At 58.1% G+C, this 20,113-nt stretch carries 16 protein-coding genes; 4 read left to right on the forward strand and 12 right to left on the reverse strand.

Translation table 11 applies throughout. The features are described from left to right. Positions 1 to 83: 83 nt before the first annotated feature. The 10 genes from C7H10_RS13280 to C7H10_RS13330 form a co-directional block, all read right to left on the reverse strand. Positions 84 to 863, reverse strand: coding sequence for a hypothetical protein (locus C7H10_RS13280; RefSeq protein WP_106693775.1), 780 nt, complete (start codon positions 861 to 863; stop codon positions 84 to 86). Between the two features lie 93 nt (positions 864 to 956). After that, the gene (locus C7H10_RS13285; RefSeq protein WP_106695277.1) at positions 957 to 1,499 is read right to left on the reverse strand and encodes a hypothetical protein; all 543 of its coding nucleotides are present in this window, start codon (positions 1,497 to 1,499) and stop codon (positions 957 to 959) included. Between the two features lie 816 nt (positions 1,500 to 2,315). Next, a complete protein-coding gene (locus C7H10_RS13295; RefSeq protein WP_106695279.1) occupies positions 2,316 to 4,004 on the reverse strand; it encodes an AMP-binding protein in 1,689 nt (562 codons plus the stop codon). A gap of 53 nt (positions 4,005 to 4,057) precedes the next feature. Next, on the reverse strand, positions 4,058 to 4,636 hold the full coding sequence (locus C7H10_RS13300; RefSeq protein ID WP_091991975.1) for a peroxidase-related enzyme: 579 nt from the start codon (positions 4,634 to 4,636) through the stop codon (positions 4,058 to 4,060). A 142-nt stretch (positions 4,637 to 4,778) separates the two neighbouring features. Next, entirely contained in the window at positions 4,779 to 5,687 is a 909-nt protein-coding gene (locus C7H10_RS13305; protein ID WP_106695280.1) for a hydroxymethylglutaryl-CoA lyase, read from the reverse strand. Further along, positions 5,687 to 7,684 (reverse strand): acetyl/propionyl/methylcrotonyl-CoA carboxylase subunit alpha, encoded by a 1,998-nt coding sequence (locus tag C7H10_RS13310; RefSeq protein ID WP_106695281.1) that lies wholly within the window; start codon positions 7,682 to 7,684, stop codon positions 5,687 to 5,689. The genes C7H10_RS13305 and C7H10_RS13310 overlap by 1 nt, the downstream gene beginning before the upstream one ends. Before the next feature lie 2 nt (positions 7,685 to 7,686). Next, positions 7,687 to 8,490 (reverse strand): enoyl-CoA hydratase-related protein, encoded by an 804-nt coding sequence (locus C7H10_RS13315; protein ID WP_106695988.1) that lies wholly within the window; start codon positions 8,488 to 8,490, stop codon positions 7,687 to 7,689. Between the two features lie 14 nt (positions 8,491 to 8,504). Then, the gene (locus C7H10_RS13320; RefSeq protein ID WP_106695282.1) at positions 8,505 to 10,112 is read right to left on the reverse strand and encodes a carboxyl transferase domain-containing protein; all 1,608 of its coding nucleotides are present in this window, start codon (positions 10,110 to 10,112) and stop codon (positions 8,505 to 8,507) included. Positions 10,113 to 10,345: 233 nt separating this feature from the next. Then, a complete protein-coding gene (locus C7H10_RS13325) occupies positions 10,346 to 11,512 on the reverse strand; it encodes an isovaleryl-CoA dehydrogenase (RefSeq protein ID WP_106695283.1) in 1,167 nt (388 codons plus the stop codon). A 49-nt stretch (positions 11,513 to 11,561) separates the two neighbouring features. Next, a complete protein-coding gene (locus tag C7H10_RS13330; protein ID WP_106695284.1) occupies positions 11,562 to 12,002 on the reverse strand; it encodes a MerR family transcriptional regulator in 441 nt (146 codons plus the stop codon). A 104-nt stretch (positions 12,003 to 12,106) separates the two neighbouring features. On the opposite strand from C7H10_RS13330, the gene C7H10_RS13335 reads away from it, so the two are divergent. The 3 genes from C7H10_RS13335 to C7H10_RS13345 all read left to right on the forward strand — a co-directional run bounded on the left by C7H10_RS13335 (position 12,107) and on the right by C7H10_RS13345 (position 15,671). Beyond that, positions 12,107 to 12,868 (forward strand): 3-hydroxyacyl-CoA dehydrogenase, encoded by a 762-nt coding sequence (locus tag C7H10_RS13335; RefSeq protein WP_106695285.1) that lies wholly within the window; start codon positions 12,107 to 12,109, stop codon positions 12,866 to 12,868. A gap of 80 nt (positions 12,869 to 12,948) precedes the next feature. After that, positions 12,949 to 14,097: an acyl-CoA dehydrogenase family protein gene (locus C7H10_RS13340; RefSeq protein WP_061331659.1), complete on the forward strand. Its 1,149-nt coding sequence runs from the start codon at positions 12,949 to 12,951 to the stop codon at positions 14,095 to 14,097. 395 nt (positions 14,098 to 14,492) lie between these two features. Then, on the forward strand, positions 14,493 to 15,671 hold the full coding sequence (locus C7H10_RS13345; protein WP_106695286.1) for an acetyl-CoA C-acyltransferase: 1,179 nt from the start codon (positions 14,493 to 14,495) through the stop codon (positions 15,669 to 15,671). An 88-nt stretch (positions 15,672 to 15,759) separates the two neighbouring features. Here the strand turns inward: C7H10_RS13345 and C7H10_RS19115 are convergent, their stop codons facing one another. Further along, positions 15,760 to 16,110 carry a hypothetical protein gene (locus C7H10_RS19115; RefSeq protein WP_146136819.1) on the reverse strand — a complete coding sequence of 117 codons (351 nt, stop codon included), beginning with the start codon at positions 16,108 to 16,110 and terminating at the stop codon, positions 15,760 to 15,762. A gap of 175 nt (positions 16,111 to 16,285) precedes the next feature. On the opposite strand from C7H10_RS19115, the gene C7H10_RS13350 reads away from it, so the two are divergent. Continuing rightward, positions 16,286 to 17,617 (forward strand): sodium-dependent transporter, encoded by a 1,332-nt coding sequence (locus tag C7H10_RS13350; protein WP_106695287.1) that lies wholly within the window; start codon positions 16,286 to 16,288, stop codon positions 17,615 to 17,617. Between the two features lie 451 nt (positions 17,618 to 18,068). Here the strand turns inward: C7H10_RS13350 and C7H10_RS13355 are convergent, their stop codons facing one another. Beyond that, positions 18,069 to 19,967: a sigma 54-interacting transcriptional regulator gene (locus tag C7H10_RS13355; RefSeq protein WP_106695288.1), complete on the reverse strand. Its 1,899-nt coding sequence runs from the start codon at positions 19,965 to 19,967 to the stop codon at positions 18,069 to 18,071. Positions 19,968 to 20,113 lie beyond the last annotated feature (146 nt).

Consider the following 20,113-nt stretch of genomic DNA (forward strand, 5'->3'; position numbering starts at 1 on the left):
ATAACGCTTGCAGCATGCGCGCCTACGGAATGGAGCCGAAGGCGCAATGTAGTGGGCGTCGCCATGCCTGCACTGGTTAGGCATCACATTACCCCTTGTTCGATAGCCCACATCCACGCTTGAGATAAGATCCCTGCGATACCGACAATAACGATCGCCCAAGTCAGGCGATTACCTACTTTTGCCGTTTTGATCTGATCCTGGTGGCGCTGAACATTCAGCTCAAATTCCGAAAGGGTAACCAAGGCTTTGCCCGTTACGACGTAATTCGTACCATTCTTAGTCAACTCTCCGGAATCCACAAACGAATCAAGAACAAGCTCAAGGTGTGCTTTGTGCTTGTCTTTATCTGGATGATAGAGCCATTTACGCGAGTATTTTTGTACTGCCAGCATAAGAGGATATATTTCATCCCGTGGGTTATCGATTTTGCGCTCGACAAGGTGCCTAAGCAGTTCCATTCTCTCTTCACGAACCAAGCGCTTTTTATTGTACAAAGACTGGCTCACCCGATCTCGATACTTCACGATTTTGTGCCAGCGGATAAGCTCCATCAGCAGGAATTTACCGGGGTCGGTATAGTTGAACTGGTATCCTTGGTAATAGTGCTCAATTCTTAGATCAAATGTTGCCGGGTCGATATCTCTTTCGGTCAGAGTTTTCTCCTTCCCGGACTGCTCGCCTCTCCAAACCAACGCTTCATACCCAGTTGTCTTGCGATTCCGGATCAATATCCGTGTATTTGAATCAGAATCTTCCAGCTTTACTGAGTAGAAGTCGTTTTCCTGTGCTCCTGGCCAGCTGGTAGTAAAACGCTGAGGAGCTGGCTTCTCTAAAGCCTTGTTCAGAGCACGAAAGAACAACTTATTCTCCTTGCCTAACGCGAAGCTAAGCGGCGCCCTGACAAGGGCGTCCGGTGGACGGCCGTCAGGCCGGGAACAAACTTAAGCGACTTGTTAAAGTTCATGATCGATGGCTCGCACCTGAGAAAACGCATCGGCGAAAGTCTGCTGCAAATCGGGCGGCGGAACGATTAGGAAGGTTACGGCGATAGTCATAAAGGCTTCGATGCGCTGAAGATTGCCCTCAAATTTGGCCTCGGGCCGAAATATCCTAATCACCTCTTCCATAGCGTTCACGTCCAGATCATCGAGATCTACATCTAGTCGATGAGCGAACCGGTTTCTTACTGCGTTCAACCTTTTGACACCGAGTTTGATGACAGAGGCAGCACTACCAGTAGAAGGTAACAATTCAGCTTTTTGTGCAAAGCTCAACCGAATTGCATCAATGCTCTCGATGCTAAAATAGCTTTCCAAATATCTCGTTAGGTAGTGTTCCAGTATCAAGTGAGCCTTCAGGATACGCCCCAACGAGTCGTGATCAGCCTCAAGAAGAGCTAAAAATTTTGCATTCTCTTCTTCGAAATGCCGATTGAAGTCTTCCCACTTTGGTTTCAGCACCTCTAGCGCATGCTCAAGACCTTCGATCTCTCTCATGGGTAATGACCTTTAACGCCGTGGTAACGGGCGGCTACGGAGCGCAGCGCAGTAGGCGTCCCGTTGACCACCAGGTTAAGTTCTAGTCCCCTATGTTGCAGAGGCCATGAAATTTAAACCTGAAAGAGAACGCTGCCGGATGATTCCAGCTTTCAGGGTTCTCGCGCAAATGCTTATCGAAAATAGCCACAATTTGATTGGTTGTGTACTGCGCCAAGCATCTGGCAAGTGCTGGTTGCTCACCTGTACGGATCAACTGTTCCGTGAGTAGACCGTCAGCGACTCCCGTGACCCATGCAGACCGTTCTGTATCACCGAGGTTACGATACTCGTTTCCAGTGAGAGCGAAAGCTGAGGGAATCAAAATCCAGAAGAGAAAAGCTCCGGATAATAACCTTTGCGACATTTCTTCTCTCCTCGAAAACTTAACAGCTAATTCAACGACAAATTACATCTATCCAAAATACGCTTATCCCGAGGCACCAGGAAGGTCATTCATCAAATTATTTTCAAAATCAAACTACTACCGGCCCACCAAATATGACGCACCGGGAAATAAGCGCCAGTTGTCGGTTTCTCCCCGAATCAGTGGAGCGTCTATTTACAATTTAACGCTCTGACTATTCCATGATTTTCATTAGGTTACAAGCCAAGAGAGACCACGTTCACAGAGTTTTACGACAGTTGTCGTCTATTTCCACTATCGACCGTGAATTTGCAGTGGCCCACGCCCTGTTTGAACTCGGGCGTATACAGCCGGGCAGGGAGGCCGGCCCAGTGTGACCCTGGGCCGGAGCGATGCAGCAAGAAGGTCGTTTACCTCTTCAACCCCATCTCCTCAATCGAAATCTCCCGCATCTTGAACTTCTGAATTTTCCCGGTGACGGTCATCGGGAAGGCATCCACAAACTTATAGTTCTTCGGAATCTTGAAGTGGGCGATTTTGCCTTTGCAGAAGGCCTGCAAGTCCTCACCGGTTACCGGGTCTGTGTCTGGGCGGAGTTTTACCCAGGCAATCAGTTCTTCGCCGTATTTCTCATCGGGTATGCCGGTTACCTGCACATCTTCGATGGCGGGGTGGGTGTAGAGGAATTCTTCGATTTCTTTCGGGTAGATGTTCTCGCCGCCGCGAATCACCATGTCTTTGATGCGGCCAACGATCTGGATGTAGCCCTCTTCGTCCATGGTGGCCAGGTCGCCGGTGTGCATCCAGCCGCCGTCGTCTATGGCTTCACGGGTTTTCTCTTCGTTGTTCCAGTACTTCAGCATCACGCTGTAGCCACGGGTGCAGAGTTCGCCAATCTCACCACGGGGCACCACGTTGCCGGTGCCGGGGTCGACAATCTTGGTTTCCAGGTGCGGCTGTGTTCGGCCCACGGTGGTCACCTGTTTTTCGAACGGGTCTTCGGAGCTGGTCTGGGTGGAGACCGGGCTGGTTTCGGTCATGCCGTAGGCGATCTGCACTTCCTTCATGTTCATCTTGCCGTTGACCTTCTTCATCACCTCCGCCGGGCAGATGGAGCCGGCCATGATGCCGGTGCGCAAGCTGGAGAGGTCGTAGGTGTCGAACTCCGGGTCGGCCAGTTCGGCGATGAACATGGTGGGCACGCCGTACAGGGCGGTGGCTTTTTCCTGGTGCACGGCCTGCAGTACGGTTTTCGGGTCAAAGCCTTCGCCCGGGTAGATCATGGCGGTGCCGTGGGTAATGCAGCCCAGGTTGCCCATCACCATGCCGAAGCAGTGGTACAGGGGCACAGGGATAACCAGGCGGTCGTTCTCGGTCAGGCGTTGGCTTTCACCCACAAAGTAGCCGTTGTTGAGGATGTTGTGGTGGGTGAGGGTGGCGCCCTTGGGGTTGCCGGTGGTGCCGGAGGTAAACTGGATGTTGATGGGGTCATCAAACTGCAGCTGGTCCTGGCGCTCGTACAGCTGCGTTTCGGTGACGTCGCTGGCAAAGCCGAGGAATTCCTGCCAGGTCCACATGCCGTCGTGCTTGTCTTCGTGTACGTTGATGACGGCACGGAGTTCAGGCACGTGTTCCGCCTTGAGCTTGCCGGGGGCGCTGTGCTTCAGCTCCGGGGCCAGGTCGTAGATCATCTGGCGGTAGTTGGAGGCCTTGAAGCTGTCGGCGGTAACCAGCACCGAGATGCCGGCCAGGTTGAGGGCATACTGAAGTTCGTGCATGCCGTACGCCGGGTTGATGTTCACCAGGATGGCGCCCACCTTGGCGGTGGCGAACTGCGTAACGGTCCACTCGTAGCGGTTCGGCGACCAGATGCCCACGCGGTCACCGCGCTTGACGCCGATGGCCATGAAGGCGCGGGCAGCTTCGTTCACCTTTTCCACGAACTCTTTGTAGGTCCAGCGAATGTCCTGGTGCAGGCACACCAGGGCCTCTGTGCTCGGGTATTTTTCGGCGGTGCGGTCGAGCATTTCGCCGATGGTCATGCCCAGCAGGGGCACTTCTGCGGTTCCGCTGGTATAGCTCGGTAGAGTCTTGCTCATTTCTCTGCCTCCATTGTTTTTGTAGTCGAGGGCGAGCAGGGGGATATCACCTGCTAGCGACTCTGATTGTGATACTCGGGATTAGGTTGCATATCGCTGGCAATCGCCACGCGGTTGGACATGTTGTAGAAACCCACCAGGTTGCTCAGGTCCCAGATGGCGCGGTCGCTGAATCCGGCGTCGCGCAGGGCCTGGATGTGCTCTTCGGTCACCGTGGCCGGCGAGCGGGTGAGGTGCGATGCAAAATCGAGCATGGCCCGTTGGCGCTTGTCGAGTTTGGCGCTGCGGTAGTTCATCACCATGTGCTCGCCCAGTTGCGGATCGCCACTGAGTACCCGCACGGCGGCGCCGTGGGCTACCAGGCAGTAGAAGCATTTGTTCTCGGAGGAGACCACCACGGCCACCATTTCCCGCTCCAGTTTGGAGAGTTCACCTTCGCCCAGCATCAGCTCGTTGTAGAGGCGGGTGAAGCCTTCCAGCTGTTTGAGGTTCTGGCTGTAGGCGGTGAGTACGTTCGGGATCATGCCGAGTTTTTCCTGGCAGATCTGGAAGTACTTCTGGGTGTCTTCTGGTAGGTCCTTGATCTCCGGAATCGGGAGGTCCAGGGCTACCACATTTTTGTTCTGGTTCATGACTGCTCCTAGCCTGCTATTTCGGTGCCTTGGTGGGCGGGAACAACCTCCCAGGACACGCCGTTAATACATCCATGTAGGCTTGGCTGCAGCATCCATGCTGCAGACAGTCCTGGGAGGTTGTTCCCGCCCACCAGTTCGATCATTGGCAGTTGCCGCCTAGTGCCTGACCGACCTTGGAGCCGTTGTGGCGATTCAGTTGGCCGCATATCCAGTCGCCGGTGGCGACGAGCTTGTTCAGATCAACGCCAGTTTCGATGCCCAGACCGTTCAGCAGGTATAGCACGTCTTCGGTGGCGACGTTGCCGGAGGCGCCTTTGGCGTAAGGGCAGCCGCCGAGGCCGGCGACGGAGGCATCAATAACGCTCACGCCTTCTTCCAGCACCGCGTACAGGTTGGCCAGGGCCTGGCCGTAGGTGTCGTGGAAGTGGGCGGCCAGTTTGTCCATGGGCACGTGGGCGGCGACGGCTTCGACCATGCGTTTGGCTTTCAGCGGTGTGCCCACGCCGATGGTGTCGCCCAGGGAGATTTCGTGGCAGCCCATGTCGTACAGGGCTTTGGCCACGGTGGCCACCTGTTCCGGCGCGATGTCGCCTTCGTACGGGCAGCCCATCACGGTGGACACGTAGCCGCGCACGGGGATGCCGTGTTTGCGGGCTTCTTCCACCACCGGGGCGAAGCGCTCGAGGCTTTCAGCGATGGTGCAGTTGATGTTCTTTTTGGTGAAGGATTCGGAGGCGGCGCCGAATACAGCCACTTCGTCCACGTTGGCTGCGAGGGCACCCTCGAAGCCTTTGAGGTTCGGGGTGAGGGCGGAGTAGCGAACGCCGGCCTTGCGGTGGATGCCGGCCATAACCTCTGCCGCATCGCCCATCTGTGGCACCCATTTCGGGGACACGAAGCTGGCGGCTTCGATGTGGCTCAGGCCGGTGTCGGCCAGGCGGTCGATCAGCCCGGTCTTGATGTCGGTGGCAATCACCGGGCCGGGCTCGTTCTGGAGTCCGTCCCGGGGGCTCATCTCAACCAGGCGTACCTGTTTGGGAAAGGCCATCAGCCTGCCTCCTCGGTTTCGGTGACTTCAATGGCAATCAGCTCGGCGCCTTCGGAGACCTGGTCGCCTTCGGCGAAGAAGATCTCGGTAACCACGCCGTCGGCCGGGGCCTTGATGGCGTGTTCCATTTTCATGGCCTCCATGATTACCAGGCTCTGGCCGGCTTTTACCTTGTCGCCGACTTTGGCCTGTACCGCCACGATGGCGCCGTTCATGGGGGCGGCCAGGCTGCCTTCGCCGGCCATTTCTTCAAAGCCGTAGCTTTCTTTGTAGAGGGTGCAGTTGAAGGTGTCGCCTTCGTAGAAGAGCACCAGCTGGTCGTTGTGCAGGTTGCCGTGAACGCTGATGCGGTGGCCGTTAATCACCGCTTGCAGGTAGTCGTCGTCCAGGCGCATGGTGAGGTTGTACACGCTGCCGCCCACGTAAACCTGGTAGCGGTCGTCGCGCTCCAGAATTTTAAGGTCATGGATGTCGTCGCCTACCTGTAACTGCAGCGGCTGGGCGTATTCGGAGTTCATGCGCCAGCTGTTCTGGCGGGCGAAGGGCGACCAGGGGTCTGTGCTGATCACTTCCCGGGATTTGCGTTGTTCCAGCACAAAGCCGGCGGCCAGCACCAGGGCTTTGTGGGTATCCAGCCTGGATTTCGGGAACAGCAGTTCCCGGTGGTCGTCTATGAAACCGGTGGTCAGGTCCGCTTCCCGGAACGGCTGGGCGTCGGCCAGGGCGTGCAGGAAGCGGATGTTGGTTTTCACGCCAGCGATGCGGTAGTGCTCCAGGGCCTGCACCATACGGTTGATGGCCTGGTCCCTGGTTTCGTCCCACACGATCAGCTTGGCGATCATCGGGTCGTAGTGGATGCTGATGTCGTCGCCTTCGGTGACGCCGGTATCCACCCGCACATGGGCGCTTTCATCCGGGGTGCTCAGGTAGCGCAGGTTGCCGGTGGCGGGCAGGAAGTCCTGGTCCGGGTCTTCGGCGTAGATGCGCGCTTCCAGGGCGTGGCCCCGGGTTTTTACCTGGGATTGCTCCAGCGGCAGGGGCTCGCCCCAGGCCACTTTCAGCTGCCACTCCACCAGATCCTGGCCGGTGACCATTTCGGTGACCGGGTGTTCCACCTGCAGGCGGGTGTTCATTTCCATGAAGAAGAAAGAGCCGTCGACATCGTAGAGAAATTCCACGGTGCCGGCACCCACGTAGTTGATGGCCTGGGCGGCTCTAACGGCGGCTTCGCCCATGGCTTTGCGGGTTTCGTCACTCAGGCCCGGTGCCGGGGCTTCTTCCAGTACTTTCTGGTGGCGGCGCTGCACGGAACAGTCCCGTTCCGCCAGGTACACGCCCTTGCCGCTCTGGTCGCAGAACACCTGGATCTCCACGTGCCGTGGCTGGGTCAGGTAGCGTTCGATGAGCATGTCCGGGTTGCCGAAGGCGTTCTTCGATTCCCGTTTGGCGGCGGCCAGGGCGTCGTCGAAGTCTTCCATGCGTTCCACCACCCGCATGCCTTTTCCACCGCCACCGGCGACGGCTTTCAGCAGCAGCGGGAAGCCGCACTTCTCGGCTTCCTTGCGCAGGGTTTCCGGGGACTGGTCGTCGCCGTGGTAGCCGGGCACCAGCGGTACGCCGGCTTTTTCCATGATGGCCTTGGCGGCGGATTTGGAACCCATGGCGGCGATGGCCGAGGAGGGCGGGCCGATGAACACGATGTTGTTGGCTTCGCAGGCCTCGGCGAACTGGGTGTTCTCAGACAGGAATCCGTAGCCTGGGTGGATGGCCTGGGCACCGCTTTCCTTGGCAATTTCGATGATCTTGTCGGCTTTCAGGTAGCTCTCGGAGCTGGGGGCCGGGCCAATGTGGAAGGCTTCGTCTGCCATGGCCACATGCCGGGCGTCTGCGTCTGCATCGGAATACACGGCAACGCAGCGGATGCCCATGCGATGGGCGGTATGTATGATCCGGCAGGCGATTTCGCCGCGGTTGGCGATGAGTATCTTACTGAACATTATTATTCCTCCGGAACCCAGTTGGCCTTGCGTTTGTTCAGGAACGCGTTGAGCCCTTCCTGACCTTCTTCACCCACCCGGATGTCCGCGATGCGTTGTGCGGTGTCGTCGATCACGTCCTGGCCGATCACCTTGTGGCTGACGGCAAATACCAGATTTTTGGCGGCTTTCATGGCTTCTGGCCCGTTGAGGGCAAGCTGCAAAAGCAGTTCGTCGCAGCGGCGTTCCATGGCGCTTTCATCTTCACACACCTCATGCACCAGGCCGAAGTGCTCGGCTTGCCGGGCGGTGAAAACTTCGGCGCTGATAAAGTAGCGCCGGGCCTGGCGCTCGCCGATGGCGCGCACCACGTAGGGGCTGATCACGGCGGGAATCAGGCCGAGTTTGACTTCGCTCAGGCAGAAGCTGGCCTTCTCGGTGGCAAGTACGATGTCGCAGCAGGCGGCCAGGCCAACGGCGCCTCCGAAGGCGGCACCCTGAACCAGGCCGATCACCGGCTTGGACAGGTGGTTGAGCACGTTCATCAACCGCGCCAGTTGCCGCGAGTCGTCCAGGTTTTCCTGTCGGCTGTTGTCGGCCATGCGGCGCATCCAGCCCAGATCCGCCCCGGCGGAGAAGTGTTTGCCTTCGGAGCGAAGGATGACAACGTGGGTGTTGTTGTCTGCGTCTACCTGTTCCAGCGCCTTGATCAGTTGCTGGATGATCACATCATCAAAGGCGTTGCGTTTGTCCGGGCGGTTGAGGACAACCTCGGTGACACCCTTGGCGCGGTGATTGAGGCGAACCGCTGGTTCCTGATCGGTCATGGCGATGTCCTCCATCACATCCGGAACACGCCGAAGCGTGTTGGCTTGGCGGGTCGGTTGAGGGTGGCAGACAGGCTCAGGGCAACCACTTCGCGGGTCTGGGCCGGGTCGATCACGCCGTCGTCCCAGAGGCGCGCGCTGGCGTAGTAGGGGTGGCCCTGGTGTTCGTAGGTGTCGATGATCGGCTGCTTGAATTTGGCTTCTTCGTCGCTGCTCCAGTCCTGGCCTTTGCGCTCCATGCCTTCCCTTTTGACGGTGGCGAGCACGCCGGCGGCCTGTTCACCGCCCATCACGGAAATGCGGGCGTTCGGCCACATCCACAAGAAGTCCGGGCTGTAGGCGCGGCCGCACATGCCGTAGTTGCCCGCGCCGAAAGAACCGCCGATCAGCACGGTGATTTTCGGTACGTTGGCACAGGCCACGGCCATGACCATTTTGGCGCCGTGCTTGGCGATGCCTTCGGCTTCGTATTTCTGGCCCACCATAAAGCCGGTGATGTTCTGCAGGAACAGCAGCGGGATGTTGCGCTGGCAGCACAGCTCGATGAAGTGCGCGCCTTTTTGCGCGGATTCGCTGAACAGGATGCCGTTGTTGGCGATGATGCCCACCGGGTAGCCGTGAATGTGGGCAAAGCCGGTGACCAGGGTCTGGCCGTAATAGCGTTTGAATTCGTCGAATTCGGAGCCGTCGACGATGCGGGCGATCACATCGCGCACGTCGAACTGTTTGCGCAAGTCGGTGCCGACGATGCCGTAGATTTCTTCGGCGCTGTACAGGGGCGCTTTGGGTTTGCGGATTTCCACGTCCACCGGTTTGCGGCGGTTGAGGTTGGAGATGCAGCGCCGGGCGATGTCCAGGGCGTGGGCGTCGTTTTCGGCGTAGTGGTCGGCCACGCCGGAGATTTTGCAGTGTACGTCTGCGCCGCCCAGGTCTTCGGCGCTGACCACTTCGCCGGTGGCGGCTTTCACCAGGGGCGGGCCGGCCAGGAAGATGGTGCCCTGGTCGCGCACGATGATGGATTCATCCGCCATGGCGGGCACGTAGGCGCCACCGGCGGTGCACAGGCCCATAACGACGGCGATCTGGGGGATGTCGTCGGCGCTCATGCGGGCCTGGTTGTAGAAGATGCGGCCGAAGTGGTCGCGGTCTGGGAAGACTTCGTCCTGCCTTGGCAGGTTGGCGCCGCCGGAGTCCACCAGGTAGATGCAGGGCAGGCGGTTTTCCAGGGCGATTTCCTGGGCGCGCAGGTGTTTTTTGACCGTGAGCGGGTAGTAGCTGCCGCCTTTGACGGTGGCGTCGTTGGCGATGATCATGCATTCGGTGCCGGAGACGCGGCCCACGCCGGCGACTACGCCAGCTGCCGGGACTTCTTCGTCGTAGACGTTGTAGGCGGCGAACTGGCCGATTTCGAGGAACGGGGAGCCGTCATCGAGGAGGCGGTTGATGCGCTCTCTGGGCAGCAGTTTGCCGCGGGCGATGTGGCGTTCCTGGTAGCTGGGGCCGCCGCCTTGCTGGATGGTGGCGACTTTTTCTTTCAGGTCTGCGACGGCTTTGGCCATGGCGTTCTGGTTGGCCAGGAACTCATCGGACCTCGGGTTTATTTTGCTTTGGAGTATCGTCATTTTAATAGTCCGTGCATCGGCCCTTTTGAGGGGGCGCGGCGCTGGCAGGATGCCCTTCCGGGAAACGCTACGAGCACGTCCATGTGCGCTTCGCTCCGGCCATCCATGGCCTTCGAGATTCCCGGAAGGGCATCCTGCCAGCACCTAGTCTGACTGTAGGTGCTGGCCGTCTGGGGCAATTGTGCTTTCCGCAGGGCCTCGTTTGAGTTGGTCAGTGATTTCCGCGCAAAACGTTACTTGTTCAGGAACAATTCTCGCCCGATCAGCATCCGTCGGATCTCAGACGTGCCGGCACCGATTTCATAGAGTTTGGCGTCTCGCAGCAGGCGGCCTGTGGGGTATTCGTTGATGTAGCCGTTGCCGCCGAGCAGCTGGATGGCGTCCAGGGCCAGTTTGGTGGCCATCTCGGCGGAGTAGAGGATGGCGCCGGCGGCGTCTTTGCGGGTGGTTTCGCCGCGGTCGGCAGACATGGCGACCATGTAGACGTAGGATTTGGCGGTGTTCATCCAGGTGTACATGTCAGCGACTTTGCCCTGTACCAGTTCGAATTCGCCGATGGCCTGGCCGAATTGTTTGCGTTCGCGAATGTAGGGTACGACCACGTCCATGGCGGCTTGCATGATGCCCAGTGGGCCGCCGGAGAGGACGAGGCGTTCGTAGTCGAGGCCACTCATGAGAACGCGGGCGCCGTTGCCTTCGCCGCCGAGGACGTTTTCTTTGGGTACTTTGCAGTCTTCGAACACCAGTTCACAGGTGTTGGAGCCGCGCATGCCGAGTTTGTCGAGTTTCTGGTGGCGGCTGAAGCCTGGGTAGTCGCGTTCTACGATGAAGGCGGTGACGCCTTTGGAGCCGGCTTTTACGTCGGTTTTGGCGTAGATCACGTAGGTGTTGGCGTCCGGGCCGTTGGTGATCCACATTTTGTTGCCGTTGAGGACGTAGTGGTCGCCTTCGTCACGGGCACTGAGTTTCATGGAGATAACGTCGGAGCCGGCGTTGGGCTCAGACATGGCGAGGGCGCCGATGTGTTCGCCGCTGACCAGTTTGGGCAGGTATTTCTGTTTCTGTTCTTCGGTGCCGTTGCGGTGAATCTGGTTAACACACAGGTTGGAGTGGGCACCGTAAGACAAGCCAACGGAGGCGGAGGCGCGGCTGATTTCTTCCATGGCGATGACGTGCGCCAGGTAGCCCATATCGGAGCCGCCGTATTGTTCGCCCACGGTGATACCCAGCAGGCCCATGTCGCCCATTTTCCGCCACAGGTCCATGGGGAACTCGTTGTTGCGGTCGATCTCTTCAGCGCGCGGTGCGATTTCAGCGGCGGCGAAGCCGTTGACCTGTTCGCGCAGCATGTCGAGGGTTTCGCCGAGACCGAAATTGAGTTCTGAGTATTGTGATTTCATCGTTGGCTACCTTGTTGTTCTTGAATTGGGTCTGTGTGCTTCGTCACGTTCAGGTGACGGTTTGTTTGGATGCTTTTTGCCCTGCGCCCTGTTGTTTCTTTTTCTTCTGCAGCTCTTCCAGTGCTTCGCGGCACCGGGTTTCGGCGGTTTCGATTTCCATTTCCGCCTGGGCGATGTCGTTTTTCTGTTGTTCCAGCTGGGCACGCCTGTCGGCGAGGATTTCCAGCATCTTCAAAAGCTGTTTTTCGTTACCGGTGAGGGTTTCGTCCCACAGGTCGAACAGTTCCCTGGTCTCTGCCAGGGAGAAGCCCATGCGCTTGCCCCGGAGAATAAGCTTCAACCGAACCCGGTCTTTGGTGCTGAAGATCCGGGTTTGGCCCCTTCGGGTGGGCTTGAGCAGGCCCTGATCCTCGTAGAATCGGATGCTTCGGGTAGTTACATCGAACTCCTGGGAGAGCTCGCTGATGCTGAAGGTTCTTTTTTCGTTCATCACGATTTCCTTTTTAGACCAAGGTTAGATAAAGTTTACGTAAACGTAAAGTAGTTTTCGGGTCCGATTTTCAACAAATACAATCCTGAGAATAGGAGTGCATGATGGAATTCAAGAATGTGGCGGCCATTGTAACAGGCGGAGCGTCTGGGCTGGGCGAGGGCGCCGCGCGTGCGCTGTCGGCGGCCGGGTGCAAGGTGGCCATCCTGGATCTTCAAAAAGAGCAGGGCGAAAAAGTAGCCGCAGACATTGGCGGGATCTTTGTCGAGTGCGATGTGAGCTCTGCGGAAAGTGCCGAAGCCGCCATCAATGCTGCGCGGGAGGCCCATGGCCCCTGTGGTGTTGCGGTTAACTGCGCCGGTATCGCGCCGGCGGCCAAGATCCTGGGCCGGGAAGGTGTCATGCCGCTGGATAGCTTCAGCAAGGTGGTTCAGGTAAACCTGATTGGTACCTTCAACATCCTTCGCCTGGCCGCAGCGGACATGGCCCAGCGTGAGCCCAACGCCGATGGCGAGCGGGGTGTGATCATCAACACCGCTTCTGTGGCGGCTTACGAAGGCCAGATTGGCCAGGCCGCCTACAGCGCCTCCAAGGGCGGTGTGGTGGCGTTAACTCTGCAATCGGCCCGCGAGCTGGCCCGTGAAGGTATCCGCGTGAACACCATCGCCCCCGGCCTGTTTATGACACCGATGATGGCCGGTATGCCGGAAGAAGTTCAGGACAGCCTGGCGGCGACACTGCCGTTTCCCAAGCGATTGGGTAAGCCGGAAGAGTTCGGCATGATGGTAGACCAGATGGTGCGCAACCCGATTCTGAACGGCGAAGTGATTCGTCTGGACTGCGCCCTGCGCATGGCGCCAAAGTGAATTGATGCAAACCACCCGCCACAAGCGGGTTCAGGCAATTGGATTCGCCACAAGCGAACGAATAACAACAGGTGAGTAATATGACCAACCACGTCGATCAAGAAGAATTGGCCATGTTTCGGGAGTCGGTGATCAAGGCCCTGGAAGCCGAGGTGAAACCACACTACGAAGCCTGGGAGAAAAGCGGCATCGTGCCACGGGAGCTCTGGAACACCTTGGGCAACGCCAGTTTGCTGTGTGTCGACGTGCCGGAAGACTGCGGCGGCATTGGGGCGCCTTTCCAGTTTTCTGTGGTGGTGGGCGAAGAAATGGCCCGCATGGGCTTCGGGGCGTTGTCTACCAATGTGATGGTGCATTCCGACATCGTGGCGCCTTACCTCAGCCACATCGGCAACGAGGCCCAACGCCAGCAATGGTTGCCCAAAATGGTCTCCGGCGAAGCCGTCGGCGCCATCGCCATGACCGAACCCGGTGCCGGCAGCGACCTGCAGGCCATGCGCACCAGCGCGGTAAAGGATGGTGACGACTACATCCTCAACGGCTCCAAAACCTTCATCACCAATGGCCAGCACGCCGACATGGTGATCGTCGCCGCCAAAACCGACCCGAAAGCCGGCGCCCGGGGCATCAGTTTGTTCCTGGTGGACACCTCATTGCCGGGCTTCAGCAAAGGCCGCAACCTGGACAAAATCGGCCAGCACTCGGGTGATACCTCCGAGCTGTTCTTCTCTGACATGCGCATTCCCTCATCGGCTTTGCTAGGCGAGGAAGGGCAGGGCTTCATGTACCTGATGCGCGAACTGCCCCGCGAACGCCTGGTGATCGGCGCCTTGGGCGTCGCCGCTGCCCGAGGCTCCCTGGACCTGACCATTGCCTACGCCCAGGAGCGGGTGCTGTTCGGCCAGAAGCTCAGCCAGCTGCAGAACACCCGCTTCGAAATCGCCCGCATGGAGACGGACTACCGCATCAACAAGGCGTTTGTTGACCAGTGCATCCGCGAATACGAAGACGGCAAACTGGATGCGCCCACGGCGTCCATGGCCAAGTACAGCGCCACGGAGATGCAGTGCCGCGTGGCCGATGGTTGTTTGCAGTTATTTGGGGGCTACGGTTACACCACCGAATATCCGATTTCCCGGAACTTTATCGATGCTCGGGTGCAGAGGATTTACGGCGGTACTTCAGAGGTGATGAAAGAGATTATTGCCCGTTCGGTACTTGGGCGCTGAGGAGTCTGGCTTCGGCTCCTAGCCTGATGGTTGGCGGGCGGGTACGGGGGGTATGGGGTATTTTTCTTCTGGGAAAAACAACTCGCTTCGCTCAGACATCTTTTTCCCTGCCAGAAAAATACTCCATACCCCCCTACCGACGTGCAGCACGGGAATACCAAGGAAAAAAACAAATGCAGTTATTTAGCGACTACCCGCCAATGCCCGTCGGCGCGGGGTGGTTGTTGGATTTTTTGCCGGAAAAAGATGTCTGAGCGAAGCGAGTTGTTTTTCCAAAAAAAATCCAACAGCCACCCCGCAAGCCCGCCCGCACATCCGGAAGGCTAGGAGCCCAAATAAGACCGATTAACAAAACCAGAACACCAATCAGATTCCGTTGCAGGAGAACATAAAACATGAACAACGATATCGTAATAGCCGGTTCCGCCAGAACCCCGATGGGTGGGATGATGGGTTCTTTGAGCTCTGTGCGTTCACCGGAACTGGGCGCCGTTTCCATCAAGGCGGCCATTGAACGTGCCGGGCTGCAGCCGGCAGATATACAGGAAATCATCATGGGCTGCGTGCTGCCCGCCGGCCTCGGCCAGGCACCTGCGCGGCAGGCATCCCGCGCTGCTGGTATTCCGGACAGCAGTGGCTGCACCACCATCAACAAAATGTGCGGCTCCGGCATGCAAGCCGTCATCATGGCCCACGACCAGATCAAAGCCGGCACCAACACCATCATGATTGCCGGTGGTATGGAGAACATGAGCCAGGCACCGTATCTGTTACCGAAAGCCCGCGCCGGCATGCGCATGGGCCACGGCCAGGTGATGGACAGCATGTTCCTGGACGGCCTGGAAGACGCCTACGAAGGCGGGCTGATGGGCGTATTTGCCCAGCGCACCGCCGATAAATTCAACATCACCCGCCAGGCCATGGACGAGTTCGCCATCGGTTCCCTGCAAAAGGCCCTGGCGGCCATCGAAAACGGCTGGTTCCGGGATGAAATCGTTCCGGTTACCGTCTCTGGCCGGGGTGGTGACACGGAAGTAGACACCGACGAACAACCGGGCAACGCCAAACCCGAAAAAATCCGCCAGTTGAAACCCGCCTTCGCCAAAGATGGCTCGGTAACCGCCGCCAACTCCAGCTCCATCAGCGACGGCGCCTCCGCGCTGGTGTTGGCATCTGCCGCCGAAGCCGATGCCCGTGGCCTGATTCCCCAAGCCAGAATCGTGGCCCACGCCACCCATGCCCGCTTGCCGGCAGAGTTCACGCTGGCCCCGATTGGCTCCATTGAGAAAGTGGTCAAGAAAGCCGGCTGGACGTTGGATGATGTCGACCTGTTCGAGATCAACGAAGCCTTCGCGGTGGTCACCCTGGCCGCCATCAATGAGCTGAAATTACCTGCGGAAAAGGTCAACGTGCACGGCGGCGCCTGCGCCCTGGGCCACCCCATCGGCTCCTCTGGCTCCCGTATCATCATTACCCTGATCAACGCCCTCAAACAACGTGGCCTGAAGCGTGGTGTGGCATCGCTGTGTATTGGTGGCGGTGAAGCGACTGCGGTGGCCATCGAGGTGGTCTGAGTTCCGTTCTGAGCCTTCTGGTTTTGGTGTGGGGTTTGGTTTGGGCTCCTGGCCTTCCCGGTTTGCGGGCTGGGTATGGCTTCGGCTCCTAGCCTGGTGGTTGGCGGGCGGGTACGCGGGGTATGGGGTATTTTTCTTCTGGGAAAAACAACTCGCTGCGCTCAGACATCTTTTTCCCTGCCAGAAAAATACCCCACACCCCCCTACCGACGTGCAGCACAGGAATACCAAGGAAAAAACAACGAAAGCACCCTGAAATAAGCGCGACCATCGTACTGAATCGATCTTTTGCAATTTTAAGTGCCAAATATATTGGCTCTGTTATCAAGCGAATACCCGCCAATGCCCGTCGGCGTGGGGTGGTTGTTGGGTTTTTTGCCGGAAAAAGATGTCTGAGCGAAGCGAGTTGTTTTTCCAAAAAAAATCCAACAGCCACCATGCAAGCCCGCCCGCACATCCGGAAGGCTGGGCGCCCAAGCCCAAGCCCAAGCCCAAGCCCAAGCCCAAGCCCGATGACCAGGAACCAAGAACGCGTTGACCCCAGTCATGAATCGTAACGGCTGATTTGTTAGGCTTCCGTGCAAATAAGCCATATCACGGGGAGCCAGGCACCGTTGAACAAGCGCCACGAGTTTATCGAGGAATCCCGAAAGCAATGGAGTTCCGAGCCCGCATTTGTTTTCTCCATGGCCGCTGCAGCCGTCGGCCTCGGGAACCTCTGGCGGTTTCCCTACATGGTTGGGGAGAACGGTGGCGGGGCTTTCGTGGTGGCCTACTTGCTGGCGCTTGTGGTTGTCGTTCTGCCGATCATGATTCTGGAGGTCGCAGCCGGGCGGTTGTCTGAGGGCAGTACCGTTCAGACTTTCCGGCAGGTGAACCGGTTTGGGGCCATCTACGGCTGGTTTGTGGTGCTGATCACCATGGCCATCACCAGCTATTACCTGGTGATTACCGGCTGGACGCTGGGCTATGCGGTGGATGCTGCCACGGACGACCTTCGCGTGTTCAGTGAATACAGTGCCGGTTACAACTCGCTATGGTACTTCCTGATCGTAACGGTACTGGCCGCCATCATCCTGGCTCGGGATGTGAAGGCTATTGAGGTCTTCTCGAAAATGCTGATGCCCGTGCTGCTTGTAGTGATGATAGGGCTGATGCTGTTTGCCTCGACGACGCCGGGTTGGGAGCAAACCAAGTCCTTCTTCTTTGACGTGGACTGGAGCCGGCTTGCAGACGGTCGTCTGTGGGCGTTTGCCTTCGGGCAAGCCTTTTATACTCTCGCCATTGGGCAGGGATATCTGGTCACCTATGGCAGTTTTATTCCCCGCAAAACCCACGTGCCCCGAGCTTGCCTGGTCGTTGCCGGTACTGAGACCAGTGTTGCCTTGCTGGCGGGGTGGATGATCTTCCCGTTTGTGTTCAGTCTGGGCATGGAGCCTACCGAAGGCAGTCAGCTGGCGTTTGTGACCATGCCGCAAGTGTTCGAAGACATGCGTGGTGGTTACTGGGTTGGCGTGCTCTTCTTCGCGCTGTTCTTCATGGCCGCATTCAGCTCCAGCCTGGCGGGCCTGAAGGTAATGATTGCCGCGGTGGCGGAGGAATTCCGGCTGAGTAACGTTGTCGCAGTGAGTATCGTAACGGTTGTCATGCTAGTGCTCGGTACCGCCTCAGCACTCAGTTTCACGCCCCTTGAATGGACCATTGCTGGTGAGCCGGTGCTGGACGTTATTGATCGTGTGGCTGGTGGCAACGTGATTATCTTCTCCGGAGTATTCGGTGCCGCATTGTTCTGCTGGTTCATCCCGCCCCAACGCATTCGCACTGTTCTTGGAACAGAAAGCCGTTGGTGGGAGTGGCGTATGTACCTGGTCGGGCGGTTTCTGCCGGTGCTGGTGTTGCTCTGGATTGTAGTCACCTACGCGCTCAGCCAGCTTGGTTTTGGTTAGTAGCCCTCTGGGTGTGGAGGTGAGGTCTTATTTGGGCTCCCAGCCTTTCGAATTTGCGGGCGGGCTTGCGGGGTGGCTGTTGGATTTTTTTTGGAAAAATAACTCGCTGCGCTCAGACATCTTTTTCCGGCAAAAAATCCAACAGCCACCCCGCGCCGACGGGCATTGGCGGGCATCCGCTTGATAAAAGCACTTGTCGTTTTTGCACTCAGGAAAGGAAAGGCTCGACTCGGTGCAACGGTCACGCGCACTTCGGGATACCTTCTTTTCTTTTACCCTCGGTATTCCTGTGCTGCCCGTCGGTAGGGGGGTATGGGGTATTTTTCTGGCAGGGAAAAAGATGTCTGAGCGCAGCGAGTTGTTTTTCCCAGAAGAAAAATGCCCCATACCCCGCGTACCCGCCCGCCAACCAAACAGGCTAGGAGCCCAACCCAGAAACCCAAGTCAACACTCAAGAAGTCCGAAACTGCCGGGCATCGAGCTTAAGTTTGCCCAAGCGGGAATTGAGGGTCGTTGGCTTGATGCCAAGAAGTGCCGCCGCGCCGTCGTCTCCGAAGATGCGCCCGCCCGTCATTTTCAGCGCCTTGATCAGGTTCTGTTTCTCCAGCTCCTTCAAGTCTACCTCGGTCAACAACTCACTGTCGTAGTGGCGCGATGGCGTTGAGTTTGCTGCGGCATGCGCGGGAGTCTCGGAACCGGGAAGGTCCAGATCCAGGCGGCCATCGGCGGTAATCACCTGGCGTTCGATGACGTTTTCCAGCTCGCGGACGTTGCCCGGCCAGTGGTAGGCCTTGAGGGTAACCACATCTCGCTCTGTCAGAATCAGCGGCGGCCTGTTGAACTTCTGGCAGGCCCGGTTCAGGAATTCCTGGGCCAGCATGGGAATATCTTCAAGCCGCCTGCGCAGGGGAATGGATTCGATAGGGAAGACGTTGAGGCGAAAATACAGGTCTTCCCGGAAGGTCTTCTCCTGTACCTCTGTTTTTAGATCCCGGTTGGTGGCGGCAATCACTCTTACATCGACGGCGCGAGTCTTGTTCTCACCCACGCGTTCAAACTGTTGATCCTGAAGCACCCGCAAAAGCTTGCCCTGCAATTCCAAAGGGATTTCACCCACTTCATCCAGAAACAGGGTGCCGCCGTCGGCCAGTTCGAATCGGCCGATTCTGTCGTTCACGGCGCCGGTGAAGGCGCCTTTGATGTGGCCGAAGAATTCGCTCTCAAACAGGTCTTTTGGAATGGCCGCGCAGTTTACCCGGATCAGCGGGCGGTCGCGTCGGGTGCTGGCCTGGTGGATGGCGCGGGCAATCAACTCCTTGCCAGTGCCAGATTCGCCGGTAATCAGAACGTTGGCATCTGTCGGGGCCACCATGCCGATGCGCCGCACGATGGCTTTGATGGCGTCGCTCTGGCCGAGGATTTCGTGGAAGTGGAACTCCGCGCTGAGTTCTTCCTGCAGGTAGGCGTTTTCCATTTCCAGCCGGCGTTTCAGGCTTTCGACTTCTTCCAGTGCTGATTGCAGTTCCTTCTGGGCCTGCAACCTTGCGGAGATGTCCCGGAAAACCACCACCGCACCCACCGGGTGGCCGTTGTCCATGATCGGGGTGCTGGTGTATTCCACCGGAAACCCGGTGCCGTCTTTGCGCCAGAACCAGTCGTCGCCAACGCGCTTAATACTGCCGTCCCGGAAAGCGCCGTAGATGGGGCATTCTTTCAGTGGGAACAGGCTGCCGTCTTCGTGGGAGTGGTGCACCACGCGGTGTATTACCCGCCCCATGAGTTCATCCATTCGCCAGCCCAGCATGCGCTCGGCGGCAGGGTTGGCGAAGGTGGTGCGGCCTTCGGCGTCTACCCCGTAAATGCCTTCGCCCACGGCGTGGAGAATCAGCTGGTTCTCCCGCTCCATATCCTTGAACAGTTCTTCCACTCGCCGCCACTCCAGCAAACCGCCCCGGTGGTAGTGATTGGCTTCGTGGCGTTCGCGTAGGGTTCTCAGTTGGCGTCGGTCGCGCAGTAACAATAACAGGGTTTGCGATTCGGCTTCTCCCACGCAGGAAGAAGAAATTTCCAGTTCAACCGTGTGGCCGTCCCGGTGTTTCAGGTGGAAGTCACGGCTCCAGCTGTGGCTGCGGAACAGGGTTTCTTCGGTGAAATTGATCAGCTGGGGCCGCTGGTCAGCAAACAGCTGGGTACATGCCATGCTCGCAATGGATTGTCGGTCTGTGCCCGCCATTCGTGCCATGGCGCTGTTAGCGGCGAGGATCAGGTCCTGGCCCGCGTCCACCAGAAGGGCAGCCTCTGGTAGGTGGTTGATCCATTGGTGTGTTTCGATGCGTTCGGGCTGGTTCATGCCGGGCTTCCGCTTGAGTGACGGTAAAACCCAAACAAAGCCTGTGCCAACTACGAAAAATCGAAGCGCTCGCTACGAGAAATCGTGGTCTACGAAATATCGTAGTTCGCCGGGTTAGCAGTCGTTTGTATTTAACCCCATAAAAA

It is taken from the genome of Marinobacter shengliensis, assembly GCF_003007715.1.
In the GTDB taxonomy this organism is placed as follows: domain Bacteria; phylum Pseudomonadota; class Gammaproteobacteria; order Pseudomonadales; family Oleiphilaceae; genus Marinobacter; species Marinobacter shengliensis.

Bases quoted from the DNA above. Each gene is read 5' to 3' on its own strand.
- C7H10_RS13355 (WP_106695288.1), bottom strand. From the start codon at position 19,967: ATGAACCAGCCCGAACGCATCGAAACACACCAATGGATCAACCACCTA.
- C7H10_RS13305 (WP_106695280.1), bottom strand. From the start codon at position 5,687: ATGGCCTTTCCCAAACAGGTACGCCTGGTTGAGATGAGCCCCCGGGAC.
- C7H10_RS13295 (WP_106695279.1), bottom strand. From the start codon at position 4,004: ATGAGCAAGACTCTACCGAGCTATACCAGCGGAACCGCAGAAGTGCCC.
- C7H10_RS13315 (WP_106695988.1), bottom strand. From the start codon at position 8,490: ATGACCGATCAGGAACCAGCGGTTCGCCTCAATCACCGCGCCAAGGGT.
- C7H10_RS13325 (WP_106695283.1), bottom strand. From the start codon at position 11,512: ATGAAATCACAATACTCAGAACTCAATTTCGGTCTCGGCGAAACCCTC.
- C7H10_RS13300 (WP_091991975.1), bottom strand. From the start codon at position 4,636: ATGAACCAGAACAAAAATGTGGTAGCCCTGGACCTCCCGATTCCGGAG.
- C7H10_RS13320 (WP_106695282.1), bottom strand. From the start codon at position 10,112: ATGACGATACTCCAAAGCAAAATAAACCCGAGGTCCGATGAGTTCCTG.
- C7H10_RS13330 (WP_106695284.1), bottom strand. From the start codon at position 12,002: ATGAACGAAAAAAGAACCTTCAGCATCAGCGAGCTCTCCCAGGAGTTC.
- C7H10_RS13335 (WP_106695285.1), top strand. From the start codon at position 12,107: ATGGAATTCAAGAATGTGGCGGCCATTGTAACAGGCGGAGCGTCTGGG.
- C7H10_RS13340 (WP_061331659.1), top strand. From the start codon at position 12,949: ATGACCAACCACGTCGATCAAGAAGAATTGGCCATGTTTCGGGAGTCG.
- C7H10_RS13285 (WP_106695277.1), bottom strand. From the start codon at position 1,499: ATGAGAGAGATCGAAGGTCTTGAGCATGCGCTAGAGGTGCTGAAACCA.
- C7H10_RS13345 (WP_106695286.1), top strand. From the start codon at position 14,493: ATGAACAACGATATCGTAATAGCCGGTTCCGCCAGAACCCCGATGGGT.
- C7H10_RS19115 (WP_146136819.1), bottom strand. From the start codon at position 16,110: ATGGTGGCTGTTGGATTTTTTTTGGAAAAACAACTCGCTTCGCTCAGA.
- C7H10_RS13310 (WP_106695281.1), bottom strand. From the start codon at position 7,684: ATGTTCAGTAAGATACTCATCGCCAACCGCGGCGAAATCGCCTGCCGG.